Genomic DNA, 23,946 nt, shown 5'->3' with positions numbered 1-23,946 from the left:
TCAAGGACCCGTCATGTTCGACCATATTCCTGCCTATCCGGGCGACCCGATTCTGAGCCTGAACGAAGACTTTCAGCTGGACCCACGGCCGAACAAGGTCAACCTCAGCATCGGCATCTATTTCGACGACGCCGGCAAGCTGCCGGTGATCGACGCGGTGCGCCGCGCCGAAACCGCGCTGCTCGACGCGATCGGCCCGCGTTCGTATCTGCCGATGGCGGGCTTGCCGCTCTATCGCGACACCGCGCAGGCGCTCGTGTTCGGCGCCGACAGCGCGGCGCGCGCCGAAGGCCGGATCGCGACGCTGCAAACGCTCGGCGGCTCGGGCGCGCTGAAAGTCGGCGCCGATTTCCTGAAGCGCTATTTCCCCGGCTCGCAGGTTTGGATTAGCGACCCGAGCTGGGAAAACCATCGCGTGATCTTCGAAGGCGCGGGGCACACGGTCAACACCTATCCGTACTACGACCCGCAAACGGGCGGCCTGCGCTTCGCCGAAATGCTCGCCGCGATCGACGCCTTGCCGGAACAGAGCGTGGTGCTGCTGCACGCGTGCTGCCATAACCCAACCGGCGTCGATCTCAGCCCGGCGCAGTGGGCGGAGCTGGTGCCGGTTTTGCAGCGCCGCAAGCTGATCGCGTTCGTCGACATGGCCTACCAGGGCTTCGGCGCGGGCCTCGAAGAAGACGCCGCGCCGGTGCGCCTGCTCGCCGACGCGCACGTGCCGCTGATCGTCGCGAACTCGTTCTCGAAGAATTTCTCGCTGTACGGCGAGCGCGTCGGCGCGTTGAGCGTGGTCTGCAAGAGCGCCGACGAGGCCGCGCGCGTAGCCGGCCAACTGATGTCGGCGGTGCGCGCGAACTACAGCAATCCGCCGACGCACGGCGCGTGCCTCGTCGCCAACGTGCTCGCCGATGCGACGCTGCGCGCGTCGTGGGAAGCCGAGCTCGGCGCGATGCGCGAGCGCATTCTGGCGATGCGCAACGTGATCCACGCGGGGCTCGACGGACGCGTCGACGAAGTGCTGCGTGCGCGCTATGTCGCGCAGCGCGGCATGTTCACGTACACGGGCCTGTCCGAAAGCCAGGTCGAGCGTCTGCGCAACGAATACGCGGTGTACGTGCTGCGCTCGGGCCGCATGTGCGTAGCCGGCTTGAATGCGCGCAACGCGGACTATGTCGCCTCGTCGATCGCGGCGGTGGTGTCGAACGCCTGAAGCCGTCCCGCGGTTCGGCCGCTATCGCGGCACGCGTGAATACCGAAGACCGGCGCGCGCTGACGCGCCGTCACAACGAGAATCATGGAGATACTGACGATGGCCACGACCCTCGAAGCGCAACCGGCGAGCCCGTCCAGTTCGGCCGCGATGCATCCGGACGAATGGCAGGCGCGCGTGCAGCTGGCCGCGTGCTACCGGATCTTCGATCTGCTCGGCTGGACCGAGATGATCTACAACCACATCACGCTGCGCGTCCCCGAAAGCGTCAGCGGCACCGAGCGCCACTTCCTGATCAACCCGTTCGGGCTGCACTACAGCGAGGTGAGCGCGAGCAATCTGGTAAAGATCGATGCGCAGGGGCGGGTGCTGGACGACTCGCCGTATCCGGTGAATCCGGCTGGCTTCGTCGTGCATGCGGCGATTCACGAGGGCTTGCCCGATGCGCACTGCGTGATGCACACGCATACGACCGCGGGCGTCGCGGTGGCATGCCTCGAAGAGGGCTTGCAACAGACCAATTTCTATAGCGCGCAGTTGCACGACCGGATCGCGTATCACGACTTCGAGGGCATCACGATTCATGCGGAAGAGGGGCCGCGGCTGCTCGCGCATATCGGCGACAGACAAGCCGTGATCCTGCGCAACCACGGTCTGCTATCGTGGGGCCGGACTTTGCCGCAGGCATTCGCGATTCTGTGGACACTGAATCGCGCCTGCGAAATCCAGATGGCGACGTTTTCGATGGGCCGCGCGCGGCCGGTGCCGGAGGAGGTCGCGATCCGCTGCTCGCGCGACGCGCTGCAGTTCGACCCGCGCCACGGCGCCGGGCAGGACGTGTTCGATGCGCTGGTGCGGCGGGTCGAGCGAATCGATGCGAGCTACCGGCAATGATTGAAGCCACGGGTAAAAGAGCGCGACAATCAACGCTGCAATAAACACGGCAACAGGCAAGGATTCAGGCGATGAAAGTAGCGATCTACGGCGCCGGCTCGATCGGCGGCTGGATGGGAGTGAAGCTCGCGCAGGCGGGGCACCAGGTCAGCGTGGTCGCGCGGGGCGCGACGCTCGACGCGGTGCGCCAGCATGGTCTGCGGCTGATCGAAGGCGGCGTGATCTACGCCGAGCAGGTGAAGGCGAGCGACAAGCCGGCCGATCTCGGCGTGCAGGAGCTCGTCGTGATCGCGGTGAAGGGCCCGGCGATGGCGGCGGTGGCCGCGCATGTCAAGCCGCTGCTCGGCCCCGAGACGATCGTGCTGACCGCGATGAACGGCGTGCCGTGGTGGTTCTGCGACGGCCTCGGCGGAGAACTCGCCGGCCAGCGCCTTAAGACGATCGATCCAGACGGCGCCATTGCCGCCGCGATCCCGGCCGCGCAGACCGTCGGCTGCGTCGTGCATGCCAGTTGCCTGATCGACGCGCCCGGCGTGATCCGGCATCACCAGGGCAACGGGCTGATCGTCGGCGAGGCGTCGGGCAAGCCGAGCGAGCGTGTCGAACTGCTCGCCGCGCTGCTGCAGGCGGCGGGCTTCCATGCGACGGCCTCGGCGCAGATCCAGCGCGACGTCTGGTTCAAGCTATGGGGCAACATGACGATGAATCCGGTCAGCGCGATCACCGGCGCAACGACGGACCGAATCCTCGGCGACGAACTCGTGCGCGGCTTCGTCACGCACATCATGCTGGAGGCGAAGGAAATCGGCGCGCGCTTCGGCATCCCGATCGACCAGGCGCCCGAGGACCGTCACGCGGTCACGCTGAAGCTCGGCGCGATGAAAACCTCGATGCTGCAGGACGTGCAGGCCGGCAAGGCGGTCGAACTCGATGCGCTGGTCGGCGCGGTGCGCGAACTCGGGCAACTGACGCGCGTGCCGACGCCTTACACGGATGCGTTGCTCGGCCTCGCGCGGCTGCATGCGAGTACGTTGGGCTTGTATCCGAAGCAGTGAGGTCGATGTAAAAGCCCTTGGTTCAAAGGACGAAGAAACGCCGCGCGTCGACCGCGCGGCTTTTTTATGCCCGCGCTACGCCGTGGCGGCAGCCGGCAGCTTCGCCGCTTCGATCAGCGACAACGCGCGCCGCGAGTCGTCGAGTTCGGTCAGGCACAACAGCGCGAGGCGCGCCAGATACAGCGACGCCTGCGCTTCGCCTTCGTGGGTCAGCGTGTTGCACAGCGTCGTATAGACGAGATCGAGATCGCTATCGGTCATGATGTCGAAGGTCCTTGTGCGTTAGTTCTGCCGTGTCAGCGTGGCATCGAGCGCGTGCCGCACGGCCGCTGCGCTGCCGTTGCGCCAGCGCGCGAGCACGTGGCCGTCGGGGCGGATCAGATAGACGGTGCCGGGTCGTGCGTCGAGCATGTCGTGCAGGCGGCCGGTCGGGTCGATGGTTCCAGGGCCGTTTGCCGATTGCGCTTCGGCCGTGACGATGTCGATCACGTTGAACGGAATGCCCTGGCCGGCTAGCGTGTTTTGCAGTTGTTGCCACGCGTCGCCGTCGTTCGCGTGCTCTACGTCGAAGCGCAGCGCCGTGAAGCACGGTCCGAGCAGGTCGGTTAGATGAATGCCGATCCGTGCGCCATCTTGCGATCGTTTGAGCAGCCTGCACTCGGGTAACACGGTGCCCGGCGCGGGGCCGCGATCGAATGCATCGGCTGCGTCGCCTGCGAAGTTCAGCGGCGATTGCCGATACGCGATCGCATGCGTCTGGCGCGGGTTGATCAGCGGGCGCACCGCCGCGTGCCGCTCGGCAAGTCCGAGCACGGCCGTGCGCATCAGATCGAACGCGAAGGTCGGCGGGGCCATGAATTCGGTGCTTTTCATGCCGTAGCTCAGGTTCTCGCGCGCCGCGTACACACGTTCGTCGCTATAGCTATCCAGCAGCGCGGGCGACGCGCTGCCATTGATCACGCAGCCGAGCTTCCAGCCGAGATTGTCGGCGTCGTCGATGCCCGAATTCGCGCCGCGCACGCCGAAGATCGGCACCAGATGCGCGGCGTCGCCCGCGAACAGCAGGCTGCCGTGCCGATAGCGTTCGAGCGTCAACGCATTGGCCTTGTAGATCGTGATCCAGATCGGCGACCATGCGCCGGTTTCGCCCATCGAGTCGAGCAGGTTTTGCACGCGCGGTATCACGTTCTCGGGCAGCACGGCGGCGTCGGGGTCTTCGTCGTCGCGCAACTGGTAGTCGATGCGCCACACGTTGTCGGGCTGCTTGTGCACGAGCACCGTCGAGCCCGGATTCGACGGCGGATCGAAATAGGCGAGCCGTTCGGTCGCGCGCGAGGTGTCGAGTTCGATATCGACGATCACGTAACGCCCTTCATAGGTCGTGCCGGTGAGCTTCAGCCCGAGCAGGTCGCGGATCGTGCTGCGTCCGCCGTCGCAGGCGATGACCCATGCGGCGTCCATCTGCCAGCTCGCGCCTTGCGGATCGGCAGGTTCGCCGCTGCGGAGCGTCAGCGTTGCGCCGCCTTGCGGTTTTTGTTCGAGGCCCGTCACCCGCGTTTGCCAACGCACGTCGATCAGATCGGCGTGCCGTTCGATCTCGTCGAGCAGCAGCTGCTCGATCTGATACTGCGCGATATTGATCATCGGCGGCAGCGACTGCTCGTCGTCCTGATGCATCGCGAAGCGGAACACCTCGGTGTCGCGATAGAAGCTGCGTCCGCCGGTCCACGCCAGCCCCTTTTGCAGAAACCCATCGACGACGCCGAGCCGCTTGAAGATTTCGAGGCTGCGTCGCGAGATGCAGATCGCGCGGCTGCCGGTGCAGACGCTGTCGTCGGCCTCGATCAGCACCGAGCGCACGCCCTGGCGCGCGAGCGCGAGTGCGAGCGTCATGCCGACCGGACCGCCGCCGACGATCGCGACCGCGCGCGTTTGCGGCTCGCGTCCGTCGACCAGCGGCGGCACCGCGGCCGGATAACGGCGTGGCGCGAACGGATAGGGCTTGAACGGGCGGGTCATGCGTGTCTCCAGATTGCTTGCGTTATCGGCGCAGTATGCGTCAGCGTTCGTGCGCGGCTGTCCTCATTTTGGGTACGACGGTTTCTCCGACGCTTCGCAAGCTCGTTTCTTGTGGTCAGGCCGCGGAGAAGTGGACTTTCGCCCGCTCGTTAGCCGTCCAGACACGCGCGCAAGATCCGCGCGAGACGGCCGGCTTCGCCTGTATCGGCGACGTTCGCGAAGCCCATCACAAGGCCGCGCGGCGTGCGGCGCGTGCGGCCATTCGCGTACCAGATCGACAGCGGCAGCACGGCGAGCCCCGCGTCGCGGGCGCGCGCGGCAACCGCGACGTCATCGACAGGGCCATCGGGGCCCTCGGTGAAGCGTGCCGCGAACTGGATTCCCCCTGGCGGCAATTCGACGCTGAGCCGGTCGCCGAACACCCGCTCCAGCGCACGCACGACCAGCACGCGCCGCTCGCCGTACAACGCACGCATGCGCTTCAGATGCCGCGCAAAATGCCCCCGCTCGATGAAGTCGGCCAAAGCGGCCTGCAACAGCGTCGACGATCCGGCGTTCATGCTGCGCGCCACCCGCCCGACGCGCTCGACGGCCCGCTCCGGCACCACCGCATACGCGAGCCGCAAGCCGGGAAACATCACCTTGCTGAAGGTGCCGCAGTAGATCACGTGATCGTGGCGGTCGAGGCTCTTCAATGCCGGCAATGGCCGGCCCAGATAGCGGAACTCGCTGTCGTAATCGTCTTCGATGATCCAGCTGGACGCTTTCTCGGCCCACTCCAGCAGCGCCATGCGTCGGGGCAGCGACAACGTGTGCCCGAGCGGGCTCTGGTGCGACGGCGTGACCAGCGCGAAGCGCGCCTGCGCATCCAGCTGGGTGCCGCGTTCGACGTCGAGGCCTGCTTCGTCCACCGGTACCGCGACGAGCTGCACGCCGGTTTCGGCGAGAAAACCGCGCGCGAGCAGATAGCCCGGATCTTCGTACCACACGCTGTCGTTCGGGCTGGCAAGACTGCGCAACACGAGTTCGAGCGTCGCGCGGTAGCCGCCGGTCACGAACACCTGGTCCGGCAGGCAGGTGACCCCGCGCGACAGCCCAAGATACGTTGCGATGTGTTCGCGCAGCGGCCGGTAGCCCGCGGGATCCGGGTACGCGAGCATCGCTCGCTCGCCGCTGCGCGCGCGATTCGAAACGAGACGATTCCAGACCTTGACCGGAAACGCGTCGAGCGCGGGCAGCCCGGGTTGCAACGGCCGGGGCTCGCCGCTCATGGCGGAGGCAATGGCAAGCTGGCGCGGGGCGCCTTGCGCCTGAGCTGGGGCCGCCGCTTCAGCGCTTTGCGTGCCGGTCGAGCCCTTTGCGCCTTGCGTCCGCGAGCGCGTCACTGAGGCCGGCAGCGAGGGCGACACGAACGTGCCGGCCGCACCGCGCATCTGGAGATAGCCTTCGTCGACGAGGATCGTGTACGCCAGTTCAACCGTGCCGCGCGCCGTGTTCAGTTGCGTGGCGAGGCTGCGCAGCGCGGGCACGCGCTCGCCTGGACGCAGATGCCCCGCGGTGATCGCGGTTCTGAAGCGCGCACAGATCTGCAGGTAGATCGGCAACTGCAACTGCCGATCGATATCGACGGTGAATTCGGTTGACGGCACGGTCATGACGGTCTTGCCTGCATGTCGACCGGAATCAGCATGTCCTGGTCGGATCGACATTTCTTGGCACTTTTCGATAGTTCATGATCTTCCCACAATAGCCTCACACGATGCGACGGCGGCGAGTGCTTCCCCGCGATGCAACGGCCGCCGGACGCGTACTCGTGCTATCTGACTCTCATCTGGAGAATGTGCCATGAAGATCGTCGTAATCGGTGGTTCCGGCCTGATCGGCTCGCGTGTCGTCAAACTGCTTGGCGAGGCTGGTCATGAGGCATTTGCTGCGTCACCGCGTACCGGTGTGAACGCCGTGACAGGCGAAGGCCTGAGCAATGCGCTAGCGGGTGCGGACGTCGTAGTCGATGTGGCGAACGCGCCCTCGTGGGAGCCTCAGGCGGTGCTCGACTTTTTCCGCACCTCGACGCGCAACCTCGGCAAAGCGGAAGTGGCTGCGGGGGTACGCCATCACGTCGCGCTGTCCATCGTCGGCTGCGAGCGCTCGCCGGACAACGCGTATTTCGTCGCCAAGGTCGCGCAGGAAGAGGCGATTGAAGCAGCGGGCGTGCCCTACACGATCGTGCGCGCGACCCAGTTCATGGAATTCATCGGCGCGATTGCCGATTACGGCACGGAAGGCGGGACGGTGCGGGTCGGGGACGGACTGTTCCAGCCGATCGCCGCGGATGACGTCGCAGCGAGCCTCGCGCAGGTCGCTCTCGCCGCGCCGCTGAACGGCACGGTCGATATCGCGGGCCCGGACCGTGAACCGTTCGCCACGATCGTCGGACGTTATTTGAAGTCTGTCGGCGACCCGCGCCCGGTGGTGACGGATCAGGATGCGCGCTATTACGGCGGTCGCGTCGAGGAACAGTCGCTCGTACCGCTCGGCGACGCGCGGATCGGCCGCGTGAGTCTCGACCAGTGGCTGGCGCAAAACAAGAAAGGGTGATTTCAGGTCTTTGTGAACCCTGAAGCGGCAGGTCCGCGTTTCATCGGATGGAGGCGATCGACCCGGCAGGCGTCGAAGCCGAGCAAACAATCTTTTGGGCAAAGCATGAGCACATCACAGAAAGTCGTCGTCGTGACCGGCGCCTCGCAAGGCATAGGCGCCGAAGTCGTCAAGGCATTTCGCAGGCTCGACTATCGCATCGTCGCGACCGCGCGCTCGATCAAGCCGTCGGACGACCCGAACATTCTGAGCGTCGCGGGGGATGTCGGTGACCCGGCAACTGCTCAGCGCGTCATTTCCGAGGGTGTCGCACGATTCGGCCGGATCGACACGCTGGTCAACAACGCCGGCATTTACATCGGCAAGCCCTTCACCGAACACACTGCCGACGACTTCGCCGCGGTGATGAACGTGAACATGGCGGGGTTCTACCACATCACCCAACTCGCCATCGCCGAAATGGAAAAGTATTCGAGCGGCCATGTGGTTAGTGTCACGTCCAGCACCGTCGACGCTGCGATCAGCGGCGTGTTTTCGGTACTGGCAGCCCTGACGAAGGGCGGACTGAACGCGGCCACGAAGTCGCTGGCGATCGAATACGCGAAAAAAGGCATACGCGTGAATGCCGTCGCGCCGGGGATCATCAAGTCGCCGATGCACGCGCCCGAAACACATGAGGCGTTGGGCGCGTTTCATCCGCTGGGGCGCATGGGCGAGATGAGCGATATCGCCGACGCGATTCTCTTCCTCGATTCCGCGCCGTTCATCACGGGAGAAATTCTGCACGTCGACGGCGGTCAGAGCGCCGGTCGCTAGTCTTCCGAGGGCACCGTAAGCCGGTGCCCTTTGGTATTCCGATAGCGAACACATGATCCGGGAGGGCCGGGGATCGTGCGTTGCACGTCACGCGCTTTCTTGCGCGTTGTCTAAACGACGCAAATGCGGCGCTGCAAAGAAGCGCGAACGCGTTACGGCGGGTCGGATCCTTGCGCCGCTATGTCTGCTCGGTATCGCCGATGGTCCTTTCACCGACCATCGCTACTCGTTCCCATTCGTAGTCTCGAGCACTTTCATCACTTCCGCGGCGGTATGTTCCGAATGTTCGCGCAGTAATCGCGCGAGGCATGCTCCATCGCGTCTGGATAGCGCGTCCAGAATTTCACTGTGTTCGCCGAGGGATTCGGCCCAGCGCAGCACATCGGCATTAGCCGCCCCTCTCGCGCGGTGAATCTTGCTCATCAACGAGGCGTACATGTCCGATAGCACCGGATTGCCGGCGACGTCGACGATCTGCTGATGCACTTTCTGGTTGGCGCGGTAGTAGGCCGTGCGCTTGCCGTCGCGGTGATAAGTCTCCATGGTGCGATGGCGCTCCATCAGCACCTTCATCTGCTTGTCGTCGATACGCTGCGCAGCGAGTCGTCCGGCCGTTTCCTCCAGTCCATGCAGCACTTCGAAGATGGCGGCGATCTCGGCCTTGTTGATCGGCGCGACCTGAAAGCCCATGTGCTGCCGGTGAGTCACGTACCCCTCGGTCACCAGCGTTTTGAGCGCCTCGCGCAAAGGCGTTCTGGAGATGTCAAAGCGCTCGCACAACGCTTTTTCGTCGATACGGCCGCCAGGTGGCAATTCCCCTTCGAGAATCATCTCGCGCAATCGCTCCGCGATCGCCGCATACATACCCGTGCCGCGCAGGCTGACGCGCTTGCGTGTATCTGCCGGTAGTGACTTGAGGTCCATGTCGCCTGTTTCCAATTTTGCATCTTCCGTCGTTGCTTAATTGTCTTACAGGTTCGATCGTCTATCCACAAAAAATAAAAACACTAACAAAATCAACGTAATACAACGCTTGTAATTCATAATTAGGCATCATATACTGCGTTGGCGCATGCAGCGCACCGGTGCGGGAGCGGTCCCGGACACGAACATGAACCCCAAAGCCGTGATCAGGCGAACGGAGGAGACACAGATGCAAACCGTAGATGCGGCCGTGCGGGCCGAGGTTAGGACCGGCGTACGCTGGAAAATCTTTCTGATCATGTTGATGCTGATTTCGATCAACTACGTGGACCGGGCTTCGCTGTCCGTCGCCATGCCCCTTATCGCCAAGGAGTTCCATATCGCCCCGGCAGTGCAGGGCCTGATCCTGAGTTCGTTCTTCTGGACCTACGCGTTCATGCAGATCCCGGGGGGCATGCTGGCTGATCGATTCAAGCCGCGCATCGTGATCGCGTGCGCTACGTTGTTCTGGGGATTCTTCCAGGGCATTGCCGCCGTCTGCACGACGGCGACCGCGCTGATCCTCACCCGTCTGGGCCTGGGTGCCGCCGAAGCACCGATCTACCCGGCCGGCGGCAAGCTCAACGCAATGTGGATGACCCGTCACGAACGTGGCCGCGGCGCGACGCTGCTCGACGGTGGCGCACCGCTGGGGGCGGCACTCGGCGCGGTGATCATCTCCGGGTTGATCAGCGAATTCGGATCGTGGCGCACCTCGTTCGTGGTGGCCGGTATCGGAACCATGCTTGCCGGCCTGTTCGCCTGGTACTACATCCGCAACAACCCGCGTGAGCATCCTGCCGTCAATCAGGCCGAAGCAGAGTATCTCGAAGCGGCACTGCAGGAAGAGCACCTCGCTGAGCCGGTTGATGCCAGCGGCCGCAGCCTGGACTTTTTCCGGTATCGCTCGGTGTGGGGCATGTTCTTCGGCTGGATGTGCTTCAACTCGCTGTTTTACGGCTTGCTCACCTGGATGCCGAACTATCTGAACAAGGTTCACGGCTTCAACATCCAGCAGATGGGCGGAGCCAGCTTCGCGATCTTCTTCAGCGGCTTCGTGGGTGAACTGATCGGCGGATGGATCGCCGACAAGTGGAAGGCCGCGGGCGGTTCTCCCAACCGCGTGATGCGCACGCTGTTCGGCATCGCCGCCGTGGCGGCAACTGTGTCGATCTTCTCGGTCGCCTATGTCGGGAATCCCGCGACGGTGGTGGTGCTGCTGGCCACCACGCTGTTCTTCCTGCGCTGGTGCGGTCTGTTCTGGTGCCTGCCTTCCATCCTCGGGACCCGCAACAAGGTCGGCTTTCTGGGCGGCTTCATGAACCTGGGCGGCAATATCGGCGGCGTTCTCGTGCCGATCATCGTCGGCCTGATCGTGCAGACCACCGGTTCCTATTTTCTGGCCCTGATGTTTTTCGCCGCCGCAGGCGTAGGACTTCTCGTCTGTTCGACGCTGATCGACTACGAACGCAAATTGCCCGTCTAAGCCGGACCTTCTTCACCCTTAACACTTGATGGCTGACTTCATCATGAGCAAACGCGTCATGCTCGGCATGCTTACACCGTCGTCCAACACCGCGCTCGAACCGATCACGAGCGCGATGGTGGCCCAGTTGCCCGGTGTTAGTGCCCATTTTTCCCGCTTCAGGGTCACCGAAATCTCGCTGTCCGACCAGGCGCTCGGGCAGTTCGACACTACCAACATCATTCAGGCCGCGAGGCTGCTGGCCGACGCCAAGGTCGACGTGATCGCATGGAACGGCACTTCATCCGGCTGGCTCGGCTTCGAAACCGACCGCCGCCTGTGCCGCGAAATCGAGGATGCGACCGGCATCCGCGCAACCACGTCGGTGCTGGCGTTAAACGAGATTCTGGACAAGACCGGCGTGAAGAAATTCGGCCTGGTCAGCCCGTACCTGAAGGATGTTCAGCAGAAGATCGTCGCCAATTACCGCGACAACGGCATCGACTGCTCTTCCGAAAACCACCTCGGCCTGAAGGTGAACTTTCAGTTTTCCGAAGTCACCGAAGAGACGCTGCGCGCACAGATCCGCGAAGTCGCCGAGCATCGACCGGAAGCGATCGTTACGTTCTGCACCAACCTGCACGCCGCCCATCTGGCCTCGGAAGTGGAGCGGCACCACGGTGTGCCGCTCTACGACACGATCTCCACCGTGGTGTGGAAGTCGTTGAAGCTCGCTGGATACGATACGACCCGGCTTGCGGGCTGGGGCCGCCTGTTCTCCGAAGTCGTGTGAGAGGACCGTCATGACAACCCTGTACGACCTGGTAATCCGTAACGCTGACGTGGTCACCGCGTCCGAGCGCTTCAATTGCGACATTGGTGTGAAGGACGGCATCGTCGTCGCGCTGGGCCGCGATCTCGACGCGGGCAGGCGCGAGATCGACGCCACCGGCCTGCTGGCGCTGCCCGGCGGAATCGACGCCCACTGCCATCTCGATCAACCGATGCCGGACGGGCTAAAGATGGCGGATGACTTCCACAGCGGCACCCGTGCCGCCGTGTGTGGCGGCACCACGACCGTGATCCCGTTCGCCGCGCAGGCAAAGGGGCAGTCGCTCAAAGCCGCGGTGGCCGACTACCATAGCCGCGCGGAAGGCCGCGCGGTCACCGACTACGCGTTCCACCTGATCGTGTCCGATCCGACGCCCGAGGTGCTGGAACGCGAACTTCCCGAACTCATCGCCGCCGGCTATACGTCGTTCAAGATCTATATGACCTACGACGATCTCAAGCTCAGCGACCGCGAGATCCTCGAAGTGATGGATGTTGCGCGCCGCAACGAGGCGCTGGTCATGGTGCATGCCGAGAATTCGGACTGCATCGCGTGGCTGACCGACAAGCTCATCGAAACCGGTAAGCACGCGCCGAAGTATCACGCGCTGTCGCGCCCGGCGGTGGTCGAGCGGGAAGCGACGCATCGCGCGATTGCGTTTTCCGAACTGGTCGACGTGCCAATCCTGATCGTGCATGTGTCGGGCGAGGACGCGATCGAGCAGATCGAATGGGCGCAGCAGCGCGGTCTGAATATCTACGCCGAAACCTGCCCGCAATACCTTTACCTGACGGCCGAAGATCTCGGCCATGAGGACGGCTATCACGGCGCGAAGTGCGTTTGCAGTCCGCCGCCACGCAACGCGTCCAGCCAGCGGGCCGTGTGGAGCGCCCTCAAGCGTGGCGTATTCAGCATTTTCTCGTCCGATCACGCGCCGTTTTCATACGACGATCCGCAGGGCAAAAAGCCCGGCGGCAACGAGGTGTCGTTCGAGCACATCCCGAACGGCATCCCCGGCATCGAAACCCGGTTGGCGCTCCTGTTCGATGGAGTGAACCGCGGCAAGCTATCGCTGCACAAGTTCGTCGAACTGACGTCATTGAATCCCGCGAAGCTGTACGGCCTCTATCCGCGCAAGGGAACGATCGCGGTCGGCGCCGACGCCGACATCGTGCTGTGGGACCCGCTCAAGCAGGTCGCCATCGCGAACGACGCGCTGCATCACAACGTCGACTACACGCCCTACGAGGGCCGCACCGTGCAGGGGTGGCCGAAGCATTGTCTGTCACGTGGCGAACTGCTGGTCGAGAGCGGCCGCTATCTCGAGCCGGAGGCGGGCCGGGGCCGCTTTCTCGCCGCTGGCAAGCCGCAGTACGTCGACCTGTGACATTGGAGAGCAGCATGAAGATCCTGGTGATCAACCCCAACATCTCCGAGAGTGTCTCGGCCCTGATTCAGGCGGAGGCGCAACGCAGTGCTTCGCCCGACACCGAGATCGAGGTGGCGACCGCGCCGTTCGGCGTTGCGTACATCGAGACGCGCTTCGAAGCGCTGATCGGCGGGTATGCGACCGCGTGCGTGGCGGCCGAGCGACATGGCACCTACGACGGCGTCGTGGTCGCGGCATTCGGCGACCCGGGCCTGCAGGGCATCAAGGAATTGATCGACGTGCCGGTAGTCGGGCTGACCGAGTCCGCACTCGTGACGGCGGCAACGCTCGGGCAGCGCTTCTCGATCATCGCGATCTCGCCGCGAATCAGGGCGTGGTATCGCGAGACGGTCGAACGCAGTCATCTGGCGAGCCGGCTCGCCAGTATCCGCGCGCTCGACGAGCCGTTGCGCGATATCGGCAGCGTGCAGCAGGATCACGCAGCGAGACTGAAGGCGCTGTGCAACCAGGTCGTCGACGACGACGGTGCCGACGTCATCATCATCGCCGGCGCGCCGCTTGCGGGTCTCGCGCGTGAGATACGCAACGACTTGCCGGTGCCGGTGGTCGATGGCGTGTCGAGTGCGGTTACGCAGCTCGAGGGCCTGATCCGGCTAGGTCCGAAAAAGGCGACGAAGGGCAGTTTCACCCAGCCGCCGGTCAAGCCGAATCGGGGCCTGCCCGAACCGCTCGAGCGATTGCTGAACCGTGGGCGGACGGGCTGATCCAGCTCTTCGGAGTGAGTCCCGGGGGCAGCTGGGGCGCACTAAATGGACGTCTGAAGAACGTTTGCAGGCGGTCAATCAGCTGTGGAGACTGTCATTGTCGGTTTGGCGCGGCGTTAGCCAGCGCATCTCTCAGCCCGCGCTGGCCGCCTGCGACGGCTGTCGCATCGCCTGCCCACTGGTCGCCGCGTGACACGCCTCGATCATCGCGCGGAACGTTGGCGACGCATGCAGTTCGCCGCCCGCATCGAGTTCGACGCTGCCCTCCGGCGCGTCGCCGACGCCGACCACCAGCGTCGCGCGCGGCCGCCATTCGCGCGTGCGGCGCAGCATGTTGCGCAGATAAGGCGGCGACTCGGGCGCGTCGAGCGACACGATGCAGATGATCGACGTGTCCTTGAAGCTCGGCTCGTCGGCGCGCGCGCTGCGATATCCCGAGTGCGTCGCCATCAGCGGCGCGAAGCCCTGACGGTTCAGCAGTTGCACGGCGATGGCCGTGGTCACTTCGTCGAACGCGCCGCGGCCGGGCACGCACAACACCGCCTCCTTGCCCACATCGCCCGGCTGTTGCGAGCGCGTGAGCAGATCGCCGCCATAGCGCTCCGTGGCACCGGCGCCCGGCGGCGCCAGGTCCGGCGTCCCGGCGAGCAGCGCGTTGCCCGCGTCCGCCGGTTCGGCTGGCGCGAGCGTATCGCGCAGCCCTTCGGCGATTTCGAGGTTCTCGACGATATCGACGAGCGCGTCGTTGATCCGCTGCAGCTGGTCGGGCATCAGCACGCCGCGCTGCGCGTCGTTGCGCGCGAGCCGCAGCCCTTCGAGCGCAACCTTGTCGTAATAGTCGATCAGCGACATCTCGCGCAGCAACCGTTCGGCCTGCACGATCGCCTCGTGCGGGTCGTCGGCGAGCAGGCGCTGATAGAAGGTCTGCGCGGGCGACAGCGCGGGCTGATCGCCGAGCAGCACGGTCAGGAAGTTCAGCCGGTCCGCATAGCGCCCGAGCGTGACGACGCACAGCGTGAGCGGCGTCGACAGCACGAGGCCGATCGGCCCCCACAGCCAGCTCCAGAAAATCGCCGCGACCACCACCGCGAGCGGCGACAGGCCTGAGCGATGGCCGTACAGCAGCGGCTCGGCGATCTGCCCGGCGACCACGTCGACGACGATGAACAGGATCAGCGTGAGCACCGCCATCGTCCATTGCGGCTGGATCGCGGCCGCGAGAAACACCGCGAGGATCGCCGCGATCCAGATGCCGATGTACGGCACGAAGCGCAGCAGCGCGGCGATCACGCCGAACAGCAGCGCACCGGGCACGCCGATGATCGCCAGCCCGATCGCGATGATGCCGCCCGCGCTCAGATTCACGCCGAGCTGCGCGACGAAATAGCGTGACAGGCGCCCCGCGGCGTCGTTGATCGCGGTGGTCGTGCGGTGCAGGTCGCGCGAACCGAACAGGCTGATCAGACGGTCGCGCAAATCCTCGCGCTGCAACAGGATGAAGATCGTCACGACGAGCACGATGAAGGTCGTCTCGATCGGCGCGATGGCCGGCGTCAGCGCGCGCTGCGCGAGTTGCACCGGGGTCGGCGCGGGCTCGTGCACCTCGACCTGTTGCGGCACCTGCGGCGCGTTGCGCGCCGCGCGGCCGGTCGGGCGGGGCGGTGGGGGACGGGGCGATGGCGCCATGCGTTGCAGCGCGGTGGCAGCGCTGCTCATCAGCGAATCGGCACGGCCCACGGTCTTTTCCTGCACCGTTTCGATCTTCTGCTCGATCGCCTCCTGGTACTGCGGCAGGGCGCCCGCGAGCTGCACGAGCTGCGCGCCGATCAGCGCGCCGACCGCGAGCAGCGAGGCGAGCGCGAACAGCACCGCGATGAAGATCGACGGCAACTGGCCCATATGCAGACGCCGCAGCATCTGCACGAGCGGCGCGAGCAGAAAGCTCAGCAGCACCGACAACGTGATCGGAATCAATACCTCCCGGCCGAAGTACAGCCCGCACACGACCACCACGCCGGTGATCAGCGACACGAGCCCATGCAAGCCCGGCGTGCCCGGCGGGTAAACGCGGTTCGGCCGTCCTTGCGGCGGCGGTAGCGATATTTTCATGTGAACGGAATTCCGGTTGGGCCGCGTAGACGACCGAGCGGAGCACAGATCGTCAGCAAGACATATGCCCGAATTGTAGGCGCTTTGGTGCGAGGCGGGCTCACCATCAGGACACGCGGTAAGGCGCCAGATTTTGCCCGCTAGTCAGGCGAAATTGTTCCATAGTATTAGTGTCCTGTATCCAAGGAACGGCGGAGGTTTGAACAGGAGAGCGTGGCGACTGCGACTTCGGCGGCCCTCGCAACGCCATGGTGATCTCATGGCGGGCACGCAAAAAGCCATGATGTCAGTCCAATAGGGATCCGATCGGAGTCGCTTCTGCAGAACAGCCTGCCCTCAGGGGAAGATCCGGGGCAGGTTCGGGCGATTCGCGCTCGCGGCAATCACGCAGAGAGGTATGCCCTCACAACACAGCGTTCGAACCACACGGACGCCTCGACGACGGACAGGACAGCCGGACGCCATGAGTTCACAGAGCCAGCCTTCTAAACGAATCCAGACCGCTCAGCGGAATCCGCTCGCCGAGATGGTCTTTGTGCCCGGCGGCGAATTCCGCATGGGTTCGGACCGGCACTACCCTGAGGAGGCGCCTGTGCACCGGGTCAGAGTCGATGGGTTCTGGATCGACCGTACGCCGGTGACGAACCGCCAGTTCCGCAGGTTCGTCGAAGCCACGAACTATGTGACCTTCGCCGAGATCGCGCCGAAGGCGGAGGACTATCCGGGCGCGCTTGCGCACATGCTGCAGGCCGGGTCGCTCATCTTCTCCCCTCCCAAGGGGCCCGTCGACCTGCATGACTGGACGCAATGGTGGCGCTTCAAATTCGGTGCTGACTGGCGAAGACCCTACGGGCCGCGCAGTTCGATCAGCGGAAAGGACGACCATCCCGTGGTGCATATCGCCTGGTGCGACGCCGAGGCGTATGCGCACTGGGCGGGCAAGGAATTGCCGACCGAGGCCGAGTGGGAACTTGCCGCGCGTGGCGGCCTCGATGGCACGGAATACGCATGGGGCGACGAGTTCACGCCAGCCGGAAAGCAGATGGCCAATACCTGGCAGGGCGCCTTTCCGCACCAGAATCTGATGCAGGACGGCTTCGAGCGCACTTCGCCGGTGAGGTCTTTCCCGCCGAACGGTTACGGCATCTACGACATGATCGGCAATGTGTGGGAATGGACCGCGGATTTCTGGTCGACCCGCCACAGGGCCGACGCGCCCAAGGCGTGCTGCGTCCCTCAGAACCCGCGCGGCAGCGCGCAGGAGCGGAGCTACGACCCGTGCCAGCCCGAGATTCGAATTCCCCGCAGAGTGCTGAAAGGCGGATCGCACCTTTGCGCACCGAACTATTGCCGTCGCTACCGCCCAGCGGCACGGCATGCCGAAGCGATCGACACATCGACGAGCCATATCGGTTTTCGCTGCGTGGTGCGCGGTGACAGGGTTGAGGTTAACGTTCGTCACATCTGAATGAAAGCTCGGGCAGCGCTTTCCGTGCCTGGCGGATGCCAGGCTTTGCGTATTCGCGATTTCAGCGCAAAGAGAGAATCGATTAAAACGGTCTGCGGCAATCATGAATTGTTATTCGTTTACAAATTGATTGCCGGCCGGTTAGTCCAAAAATCGAAATTCACCATTGCGAATAATGTGTAACTATCAGCAAACAGCTTTTCTAAACTTGCTATTAAGTGGCACAGACTCGATTTCGGAATGTCGGTGAACGGCATCACGTCAATACCATGCAATATGAGCTTGATACGCCTTATCGCGTGCCGCTCGAACTGATTCGGATAAAGCGGTCATCGTGGTTTAAAGCGAAGTTCCGGTCACCCGGATATGCGTTAGGCGGGCGCAGATTATTTCAATGAATGAAGTCAGCGTCTCGTTGCAAGCCCTGAGCAGTGATCTGTGGTTTTTTCACTCGAGTCTGAGCGCCGCGAGCCATGCGTATAACGACCGCCAGGAATAAATACGAAAGGATCGTTTGCGTCGACATACCATTCCAAACCAAGGAGTACGGGTCATGAACAAGCTAACGAGCACAGTAATCGCGGCCGTCGCCGCACTCACACTGTCGGGCGGCGCCTATGCGCAAAACAACACGCTGGCGACCCCGACCACGAAGTCGCCGGCCGCTGCAACGAGTGGCTACGGCACGCCTACCGCCACCAACACGGACAGCGGCGCCGGGTCGCGGGATTCGAGCCAGCCGACCAGCATGAACAACAGCGCGATGTCTCCTACGCCCACGCCTGCTTTCGGCCTTAACAACACACTGGCGAGGCCATCCACACAGTCGCCGGCGGGGCAATAAAAGCAGGCAAGGTTTGCAATCAGGTGCAAATGAGCACAAAGCGACAAGCGCTTCAATCTCATACGACGTCGTTGTTGTGAGCCGTGGCACGTAAAAGGGGACTGCTGCCCCAGGGAAAGCGGTCTTTGGGTTCTCCCTGATCGCTTCCCGGCAGCGGCTTGCGGCACATCGACTGTTTGCAATTGCAGCCAGGTCGTCACCCCACATGCACCCGCAGCATCTCCAGCAACTGCGAACTCACATAGAGCAACAAGCCGATAAACCCGCCGACGATCGTCCCATTGATGCGGATGTACTGCAGATCCTTGCCGATATTCTCCTCGACCTGCCGCGACATTTCGTGAGCGTCCCAGTTCTTCACGGTATCGCTGATATGGCGCGTCAGGAACTTGGCGAAGTCCGGCGCCATCGCGCGCGCCGCGTCCTCCAGGTGATCGTTCAGCGATTGCCGCAGCGCCGGATCGCGCGCGAGTTCGCGGCCGACCCACGCGCCCATCGCGGCGACCCGCGCATGCAGTGCCGAATCGGTGCTTTGCAGATCGCGCTTGAGCCACGCGCGCAGCTCCCCCCACATGTCTTTCACGTAGCTGCTGAAAGCCTCGCCTTCGATCAGATAGCGCTTCAGCGCTTCGCCTTGTTGCAGGAAAACCGGATCGGTCTTCAGCCGCACGATCAGCTTCTGCACCGCGTGGTCGAACTTGTCGCGCAGCTCGTGCGTAGGGTTCTGCGCGATCTGTTCGAGCATGCGGTTCGCGGCGCTCGCGATCGCTTCGGCGCCCTTGTCGCCGAGCCACGCCGACGGCAGAAACTTCTCCATCGTCGGGTACTCGCTCTTCACCCAGTCGACGATGCGCGCGGCAATGAACTCGCGCGCCGGCGCCTCGCGCAGCACCGCGATCACCTGATCGATCGCGGTGTCGAGCAATTCCTGATGCCGGCCGTCGCGCGTCAGCGTGTCGAGAATCGCGCCGAGCGATTGCGACAGATCGACCTTCGCGAGCACGTCGCGCAAGCCGTCCTTGATGAAGTTCTGGATGCGCGCGTCGTCGGCCACGTCGAGGATGCCGCCGGTGAGGCGCACCACGTAGTCACCGAGGCGCGCGGTGTTGGCCGATTCGCTGAGCCACGCGGTGATGGTCTGCGCAGGATCGTGCCGGCGGATCAGACCGACCAGCGACGGCACGTCGAGAAACTTGTCCTGCACGAAGTGCGCGAGGTTGTCGGCGATCTTGTGCTTGTTGCGCGGGATGATCGCGGTGTGCGCGGACACCACCGGAATCGGCACGCGGCGAAACAGCGCCGCGACCGCGAACCAGTCGGCGAGCGCACCGACCATCGCGGCCTCGGCGACGGCCTTGATGCCGTCGACCCATAGGCCGCGCGGCAGGAACGCGGTGACGACGAAAACGCAGGCGGCCGCGGCGAGCAGCAATAAGGGCGTGCGCTTGGCCTTCTTCAGTTCGGTGGTCTTGTCCATCGGGCGCGGTCGATCGTGTCGGGCGGCGGCTGAAAGGCGGCGGGGTTCAGCCGGCTCGGTTGCAATGATGCGGTACGGCCGGCGCGCGCGTCCAGCCTCGATACGCGCCGACGCAATACGCTCCGGCGCTTCGGCAAGGTAACATTCGCGGTTGGACTTCTCGTCGAGCCCAACGCAAGACGACGCAACGCAATCGCAATGGAGGCACAGTGATCAGGTTTCTGCACACCGCGGACTGGCAGATCGGCACGCAATTCGGTCAGTTCGAACCGGACGAAGCCGCGCATCTCACCCAGGCGCGCTTCGACACGGTGCGCCGCATCGCCGAAGAAGCGGCCGCGCGCAATGTCGACGCGGTGCTCGTAGCGGGCGACGTGTTCGATCTGCAGACGGTCTCGGACACCGTGATCCGGCGTTTGTTCTCCGCGCTGCAAGCGTTTTCCGGAACATGGATCATGCTGCCCGGCAACCACGACGCGGCGCTCGTCGAAAGCGTATGGACTCGCGCGCAGCGCCTCAATTGCGTGCCGCCGAACGTGCGCCTCGTGCTCGAAAGCGGCGTCGTGCTGCTCGACTCGTGCCGCTGCGCGCTGCTGTGCGCGCCGCTCACGCAGCGCATCACCTACGACGACACCACCGCATGCTTCGATTCCCTCGAGACACCTCCCGGTTATCACCGGGTGGGGCTCGCGCATGGCAGTGTCGGCGGCATTCTGCAAGAGGGCATCGATTCGTCGAATCCGATCGCGCCGACGCGCGCCGCGAGCGCGCGGCTCGACTATCTGGCGCTCGGCGACTGGCACGGTCATCTGCGCGTCGACGAGCGCACGTGGTACGCGGGCACGCATGAGCAGGACCGCTTCCGCGCGAACGAGCCGGGTTTCGTGCTCGACGTCACCATCAGCGAGCCGGGCGCGTCGCCGCGGGTCGACGCGGTGCGAGTCGGGCAATACCGGTGGCATCGCTGGGACGAGACGATTTCGGTGCCGACCGACATCGACGCGCTGACAACCCGCCTCGCCGAACTCGGCGCGAACGACGTGCTGCGCATCGAGGTCAGCGGCACGGCGGCGCTCGCCGATACCGAGGCGCTGCATGTCGCCGTCGAAGAGGCCCGCGCGCGCGTGCGCGCGTTGCGTGCCGATCTGAGCAGCCTGCACGTGCTGCCCACCGCCGACGATCTCGCCGAACTCGGCGCGCAAAGCGGTTATCTCGCGAAGGTGGTCGCGCGCTTGCGCGGCTTGCAGGAAGACGCGCAGTCCGATCCGCAACAGGCACGGCGCGCGGCGGAGGCGTTGCTGCTGCTGGCGCGTTTTCAGCGCGAGCAGCGCCAACGCGATTCACATGCGGCACCACCCGCGCAGCCGCGCGATCGGCAGCAATCTGAAGTGCCGCGCGAAGGAGCCTGCGCATGAAGCTGCAACGTATCGCGATTCAGGAATTCAGGCAGTTCGGCGGGCAGATCGTGATCGACGATCTGCAGCCCGGTCTCAACCTGTTCGTCGGCCCGAACGAGGCCGGCAAGAGCACGATCGCGGAAGCGGTGCGCACGGTGTTCCTCGAACGCTACAAGGCCTCGCATCTGAAGGACCTGTTGCCTTGGGGGCTTGCGAACGGACAGCCGTCGGTCGAGGTCGGCTTCGAGCTCGATGGGGTGGCGTGCCGTCTGTCGAAGCAGTTCGTGTCGCGTCAGCGCTGCGAGCTGAGGATCGGCCAGGCCGTGTATAGCGAGGACGAAGCCGAAGACAAGCTCGCCGCGCTGCTCGGCTTCGCGCGCGCGGCACGCGGTCCGATGAAAGCCGAGAACGCCGGCGTGCCGGGTCTGTTGTGGGTGCAGCAAGGCGGCACGCAGGAGATGCGCGATTCGACCGGACACGCGGCGCAATATCTGCGCGACGCGCTCACGCAACTGTCGGGCGGGCACGAAGCGGGCGGCGAGGATGCGCTGATCGCGGCCGTGCAGCGCGAACTGCGGCAACTGCTGACGGCGCGCACGCAGAAGTCGACCGGGCCGCTCGCCGAGGCGGAGCATAACCTCGCCGCGCTGATCACGAGCCGCGACGAACTGCAACAGCAGCGCCAGCAGTTCGACGACAACATCGCGCGCCTCGCCACCCAACAGCAGGCCTTCGACGACGCCGAGCGCAGGCGTCCGTGGGAGCTTCACGAGCAGAAGGCCGCGCTCGCGCAGCAACGTGCCGCGGCGGTCGAGCAACTCGAACGCGGTCTCGAAGGGCTCGCGCAGTCGTTGAAGATCGGCGAGGCTCAACTCGCGTTGTCGGTGCAGCAGGAGCAGGGCGCGCTCGAACTGGAGGCGGCCATCGCGCGCGAACGCGAGCAGCTCGATGCGGCGCGTGCCGAAGTCGCGGCCGCGCAAACCGCGCATGCGCAGGCGCACAGCCGGGTAGTGCAGTTCGAGCAGGCAGCGGCCGAGGCGAACCGCGCGCTGGAACTCGCGAACGCGGCCGTGACCGCCGCCGACCTGCGCAGCCAGGTCGATTTCTATCGGGCGGAGAGCCAGCGGCTCGAAGCATCGATCGGCGACGCGGACAAGGCGAACACGGCGGTGTTGCAGGCCGCGCGCGACGCCGCGGCGCACGAACTCGACGCCGAGCAGTTCAGGCGCCTCGTCGCGCTCGACGGCGAATTGACCGTGCTGCGCGCGCGCACCGAAGCGGCGATGACGCGCATCGAGTACAGCCTGAACGGCGAATTGACCGTCGGCGAGCAGACGATCAGCGGCGCGGGCGTGCTGCGCATCGACGAAGAAAAACGCATCGGCCTCGGCGAACTCGGCGAGTTGCGCGTGATTCCGGGCGTATCCGATCTGTCCGCGCGGTTGTCGGAGCTGGCGTCGCTCGATGCACAGCACGCGCAGTTGCTGCAGGCGCTCGGCGTCGCGTCGGTGGGCGATGCGCAGGCGCGTCACGAGCAATGGAAAACGCTGGTCGCGCAACAGAAGAGCCAGGAGAGCATTGTCAAAGCGCACGCGCCGCAAGGCATCGATGCGTTGCGGGCGGCGCTGGCATCGACGGCGGCGCGCTTGCAGTCGTCGAGCGAGCGTCTCGCCGGTCTGCCCGACGTGTCCGCGGCGCCGCCGCTCGACGACGCGCGCCGCAATGCCGACATCGCGCGCGATGCGTTGGAGGCCGCGCGCAAGGTGCTTGCGCAGGCGGCTGGCGCACAATCGACGGGCGTCGCGAAGGCCGAATCGCTGACGGCGCAACTGCAGCGCAAGGAAGCACAGCTGAACGACGAAGCGTTTCGGCGCAACCGCGCGCAGTGGCAGGCGCATATCGTCGAGCAGCGCGTGAAGGTCGATGCGCTGAACACCCAGCGCGGTGAGCGCGAGCGCGAACTCGACGCGGCCCGCCTCGACGATCCCGTGGCGGAGGCGAAGCGCTATCGCGCATCCGCGGAACTCGCGCGCAACGAGCAGCACGAGCGTCAACTGCGGATCGCGCAGCTGCGCAGCCAGCTCGAAACGATGGGCGCGTCGGGCCTCGGCGAACGGCTTGCCGCGCTCGAAGCGCAGGTCGGGCAGGCCACGCGTCGCAAGGACGAGCTGAGCCTGCGCGCGAGCGCGCTGAGTCTGCTCGACGAAGTGCTGGTCGACGAACGCGACGCCGTGCTCGCGCAACTGCGGGCGCCGTTGACCGAGCGGCTCGGCCACTACCTGAAACGGATTTTTCCGCAGTCGAGCCTCGCGCTCGGCGACGATCTGATCCCGGCGATGCTCGATCGCGACGGTCGCGCCGAGCTGCTGGACGCGCTGAGCTTCGGCACGCGCGAACAGCTCGGCATCCTGACGCGGCTCGCATACGCGGATCTGCTGCAAGCCTCAGGCCGGCCGACCTTGCTGATGCTCGACGACGCCGCGGTACATACCGATGCCGCGCGCCGCGACGCGCTCAAACGCGTGTTGATCGACGCGGCGACGCGGCATCAGATCCTCGTGTTCACGTGTCATCCGGAGCTGTGGGACGACCTGGGCGTCAGGCAGCGGGCGGTGCAGGATCTGAAGGTGGGGTGAGCGGGA

Annotated in this window: 19 protein-coding genes; 13 read left to right on the top strand and 6 right to left on the bottom strand. The window is 64.9% G+C overall.

Annotated features, from left to right (window positions below; genetic code table 11):
• The first annotated feature begins 13 nt into the window (after positions 1 to 13).
• The 3 genes from EVC45_RS12690 (at position 14) to EVC45_RS12680 (ending at position 3,162) form a co-directional block, all read left to right on the top strand.
• Entirely contained in the window at positions 14 to 1,213 is a 1,200-nt protein-coding gene (locus EVC45_RS12690; RefSeq protein ID WP_129958323.1) for an amino acid aminotransferase, read from the top strand.
• Positions 1,214 to 1,312: 99 nt separating this feature from the next.
• Entirely contained in the window at positions 1,313 to 2,107 is a 795-nt protein-coding gene (locus EVC45_RS12685; RefSeq protein ID WP_129958322.1) for a class II aldolase/adducin family protein, read from the top strand.
• 71 nt (positions 2,108 to 2,178) lie between these two features.
• Positions 2,179 to 3,162: a 2-dehydropantoate 2-reductase gene (locus EVC45_RS12680; protein WP_129958321.1), complete on the top strand. Its 984-nt coding sequence runs from the start codon at positions 2,179 to 2,181 to the stop codon at positions 3,160 to 3,162.
• A gap of 75 nt (positions 3,163 to 3,237) precedes the next feature.
• On the opposite strand, the gene EVC45_RS12675 is transcribed toward EVC45_RS12680, so the two are convergent.
• The 3 genes from EVC45_RS12675 to EVC45_RS12665 form a co-directional block, all read right to left on the bottom strand.
• Positions 3,238 to 3,423, bottom strand: coding sequence for a hypothetical protein (locus EVC45_RS12675; protein WP_018425236.1), 186 nt, complete (start codon positions 3,421 to 3,423; stop codon positions 3,238 to 3,240).
• Between the two features lie 21 nt (positions 3,424 to 3,444).
• On the bottom strand, positions 3,445 to 5,181 hold the full coding sequence (locus EVC45_RS12670) for an FAD-dependent oxidoreductase (protein WP_129958320.1): 1,737 nt from the start codon (positions 5,179 to 5,181) through the stop codon (positions 3,445 to 3,447).
• 149 nt (positions 5,182 to 5,330) lie between these two features.
• Positions 5,331 to 6,836, bottom strand: coding sequence for a PLP-dependent aminotransferase family protein (locus tag EVC45_RS12665; RefSeq protein ID WP_129958319.1), 1,506 nt, complete (start codon positions 6,834 to 6,836; stop codon positions 5,331 to 5,333).
• A gap of 190 nt (positions 6,837 to 7,026) precedes the next feature.
• Between EVC45_RS12665 and EVC45_RS12660 the strand changes: the two genes are divergently transcribed.
• Together EVC45_RS12660 and EVC45_RS12655 are read left to right on the top strand one after the other, a co-directional pair.
• Positions 7,027 to 7,779 (top strand): SDR family oxidoreductase, encoded by a 753-nt coding sequence (locus EVC45_RS12660; RefSeq protein WP_129958318.1) that lies wholly within the window; start codon positions 7,027 to 7,029, stop codon positions 7,777 to 7,779.
• 105 nt (positions 7,780 to 7,884) lie between these two features.
• Positions 7,885 to 8,595: an SDR family NAD(P)-dependent oxidoreductase gene (locus EVC45_RS12655; RefSeq protein WP_129958317.1), complete on the top strand. Its 711-nt coding sequence runs from the start codon at positions 7,885 to 7,887 to the stop codon at positions 8,593 to 8,595.
• Positions 8,596 to 8,817: 222 nt separating this feature from the next.
• Here EVC45_RS12655 and EVC45_RS12650 read toward each other — a convergent pair whose 3' ends face one another.
• Complete coding sequence (locus EVC45_RS12650; protein WP_168991462.1) at positions 8,818 to 9,519, bottom strand: GntR family transcriptional regulator; 702 nt, start codon at positions 9,517 to 9,519, stop codon at positions 8,818 to 8,820.
• Positions 9,520 to 9,748: 229 nt separating this feature from the next.
• On the opposite strand from EVC45_RS12650, the gene EVC45_RS12645 reads away from it, so the two are divergent.
• From EVC45_RS12645 to EVC45_RS12630, 4 genes are read left to right on the top strand one after another with little or no spacing between them, the layout of a single operon-like run.
• Positions 9,749 to 11,044, top strand: coding sequence for an MFS transporter (locus EVC45_RS12645; RefSeq protein WP_129958441.1), 1,296 nt, complete (start codon positions 9,749 to 9,751; stop codon positions 11,042 to 11,044).
• A 43-nt stretch (positions 11,045 to 11,087) separates the two neighbouring features.
• Positions 11,088 to 11,816 (top strand): aspartate/glutamate racemase family protein, encoded by a 729-nt coding sequence (locus EVC45_RS12640; protein WP_129958316.1) that lies wholly within the window; start codon positions 11,088 to 11,090, stop codon positions 11,814 to 11,816.
• A 10-nt stretch (positions 11,817 to 11,826) separates the two neighbouring features.
• Entirely contained in the window at positions 11,827 to 13,242 is a 1,416-nt protein-coding gene (hydA, locus tag EVC45_RS12635) for a dihydropyrimidinase (RefSeq protein ID WP_129958315.1), read from the top strand.
• Between the two features lie 14 nt (positions 13,243 to 13,256).
• Positions 13,257 to 14,009, top strand: a complete 753-nt coding sequence (locus tag EVC45_RS12630; RefSeq protein ID WP_129958314.1) for an aspartate/glutamate racemase family protein — start codon at positions 13,257 to 13,259, stop codon at positions 14,007 to 14,009.
• 132 nt (positions 14,010 to 14,141) lie between these two features.
• Here EVC45_RS12630 and EVC45_RS12625 read toward each other — a convergent pair whose 3' ends face one another.
• The gene (locus tag EVC45_RS12625; RefSeq protein WP_129958313.1) at positions 14,142 to 16,118 is read right to left on the bottom strand and encodes an AI-2E family transporter; all 1,977 of its coding nucleotides are present in this window, start codon (positions 16,116 to 16,118) and stop codon (positions 14,142 to 14,144) included.
• Positions 16,119 to 16,581: 463 nt separating this feature from the next.
• Between EVC45_RS12625 and EVC45_RS12620 the strand changes: the two genes are divergently transcribed.
• Complete coding sequence (locus EVC45_RS12620) at positions 16,582 to 17,586, top strand: formylglycine-generating enzyme family protein (RefSeq protein ID WP_129958312.1); 1,005 nt, start codon at positions 16,582 to 16,584, stop codon at positions 17,584 to 17,586.
• 553 nt (positions 17,587 to 18,139) lie between these two features.
• Positions 18,140 to 18,430 (top strand): hypothetical protein, encoded by a 291-nt coding sequence (locus EVC45_RS12615; protein WP_129958311.1) that lies wholly within the window; start codon positions 18,140 to 18,142, stop codon positions 18,428 to 18,430.
• A 196-nt stretch (positions 18,431 to 18,626) separates the two neighbouring features.
• On the opposite strand, the gene EVC45_RS12610 is transcribed toward EVC45_RS12615, so the two are convergent.
• A complete protein-coding gene (locus EVC45_RS12610) occupies positions 18,627 to 19,907 on the bottom strand; it encodes a DUF445 domain-containing protein (RefSeq protein ID WP_129958310.1) in 1,281 nt (426 codons plus the stop codon).
• Positions 19,908 to 20,116: 209 nt separating this feature from the next.
• On the opposite strand from EVC45_RS12610, the gene EVC45_RS12605 reads away from it, so the two are divergent.
• Positions 20,117 to 21,322 (top strand): DNA repair exonuclease, encoded by a 1,206-nt coding sequence (locus tag EVC45_RS12605; protein WP_129958309.1) that lies wholly within the window; start codon positions 20,117 to 20,119, stop codon positions 21,320 to 21,322.
• Complete coding sequence (locus tag EVC45_RS12600; RefSeq protein ID WP_129958308.1) at positions 21,319 to 23,940, top strand: AAA family ATPase; 2,622 nt, start codon at positions 21,319 to 21,321, stop codon at positions 23,938 to 23,940. Before EVC45_RS12605 ends, EVC45_RS12600 begins: the two co-directional genes overlap by 4 nt.
• Positions 23,941 to 23,946 lie beyond the last annotated feature (6 nt).

Origin of the sequence: Paraburkholderia sp. UYCP14C (assembly GCF_004197395.1) — a bacterium.
Lineage (GTDB): Bacteria > Pseudomonadota > Gammaproteobacteria > Burkholderiales > Burkholderiaceae > Paraburkholderia.
Note: the sequence above shows the minus strand (reverse complement) of the source record. Positions and strands in the feature narration are given on the sequence as shown.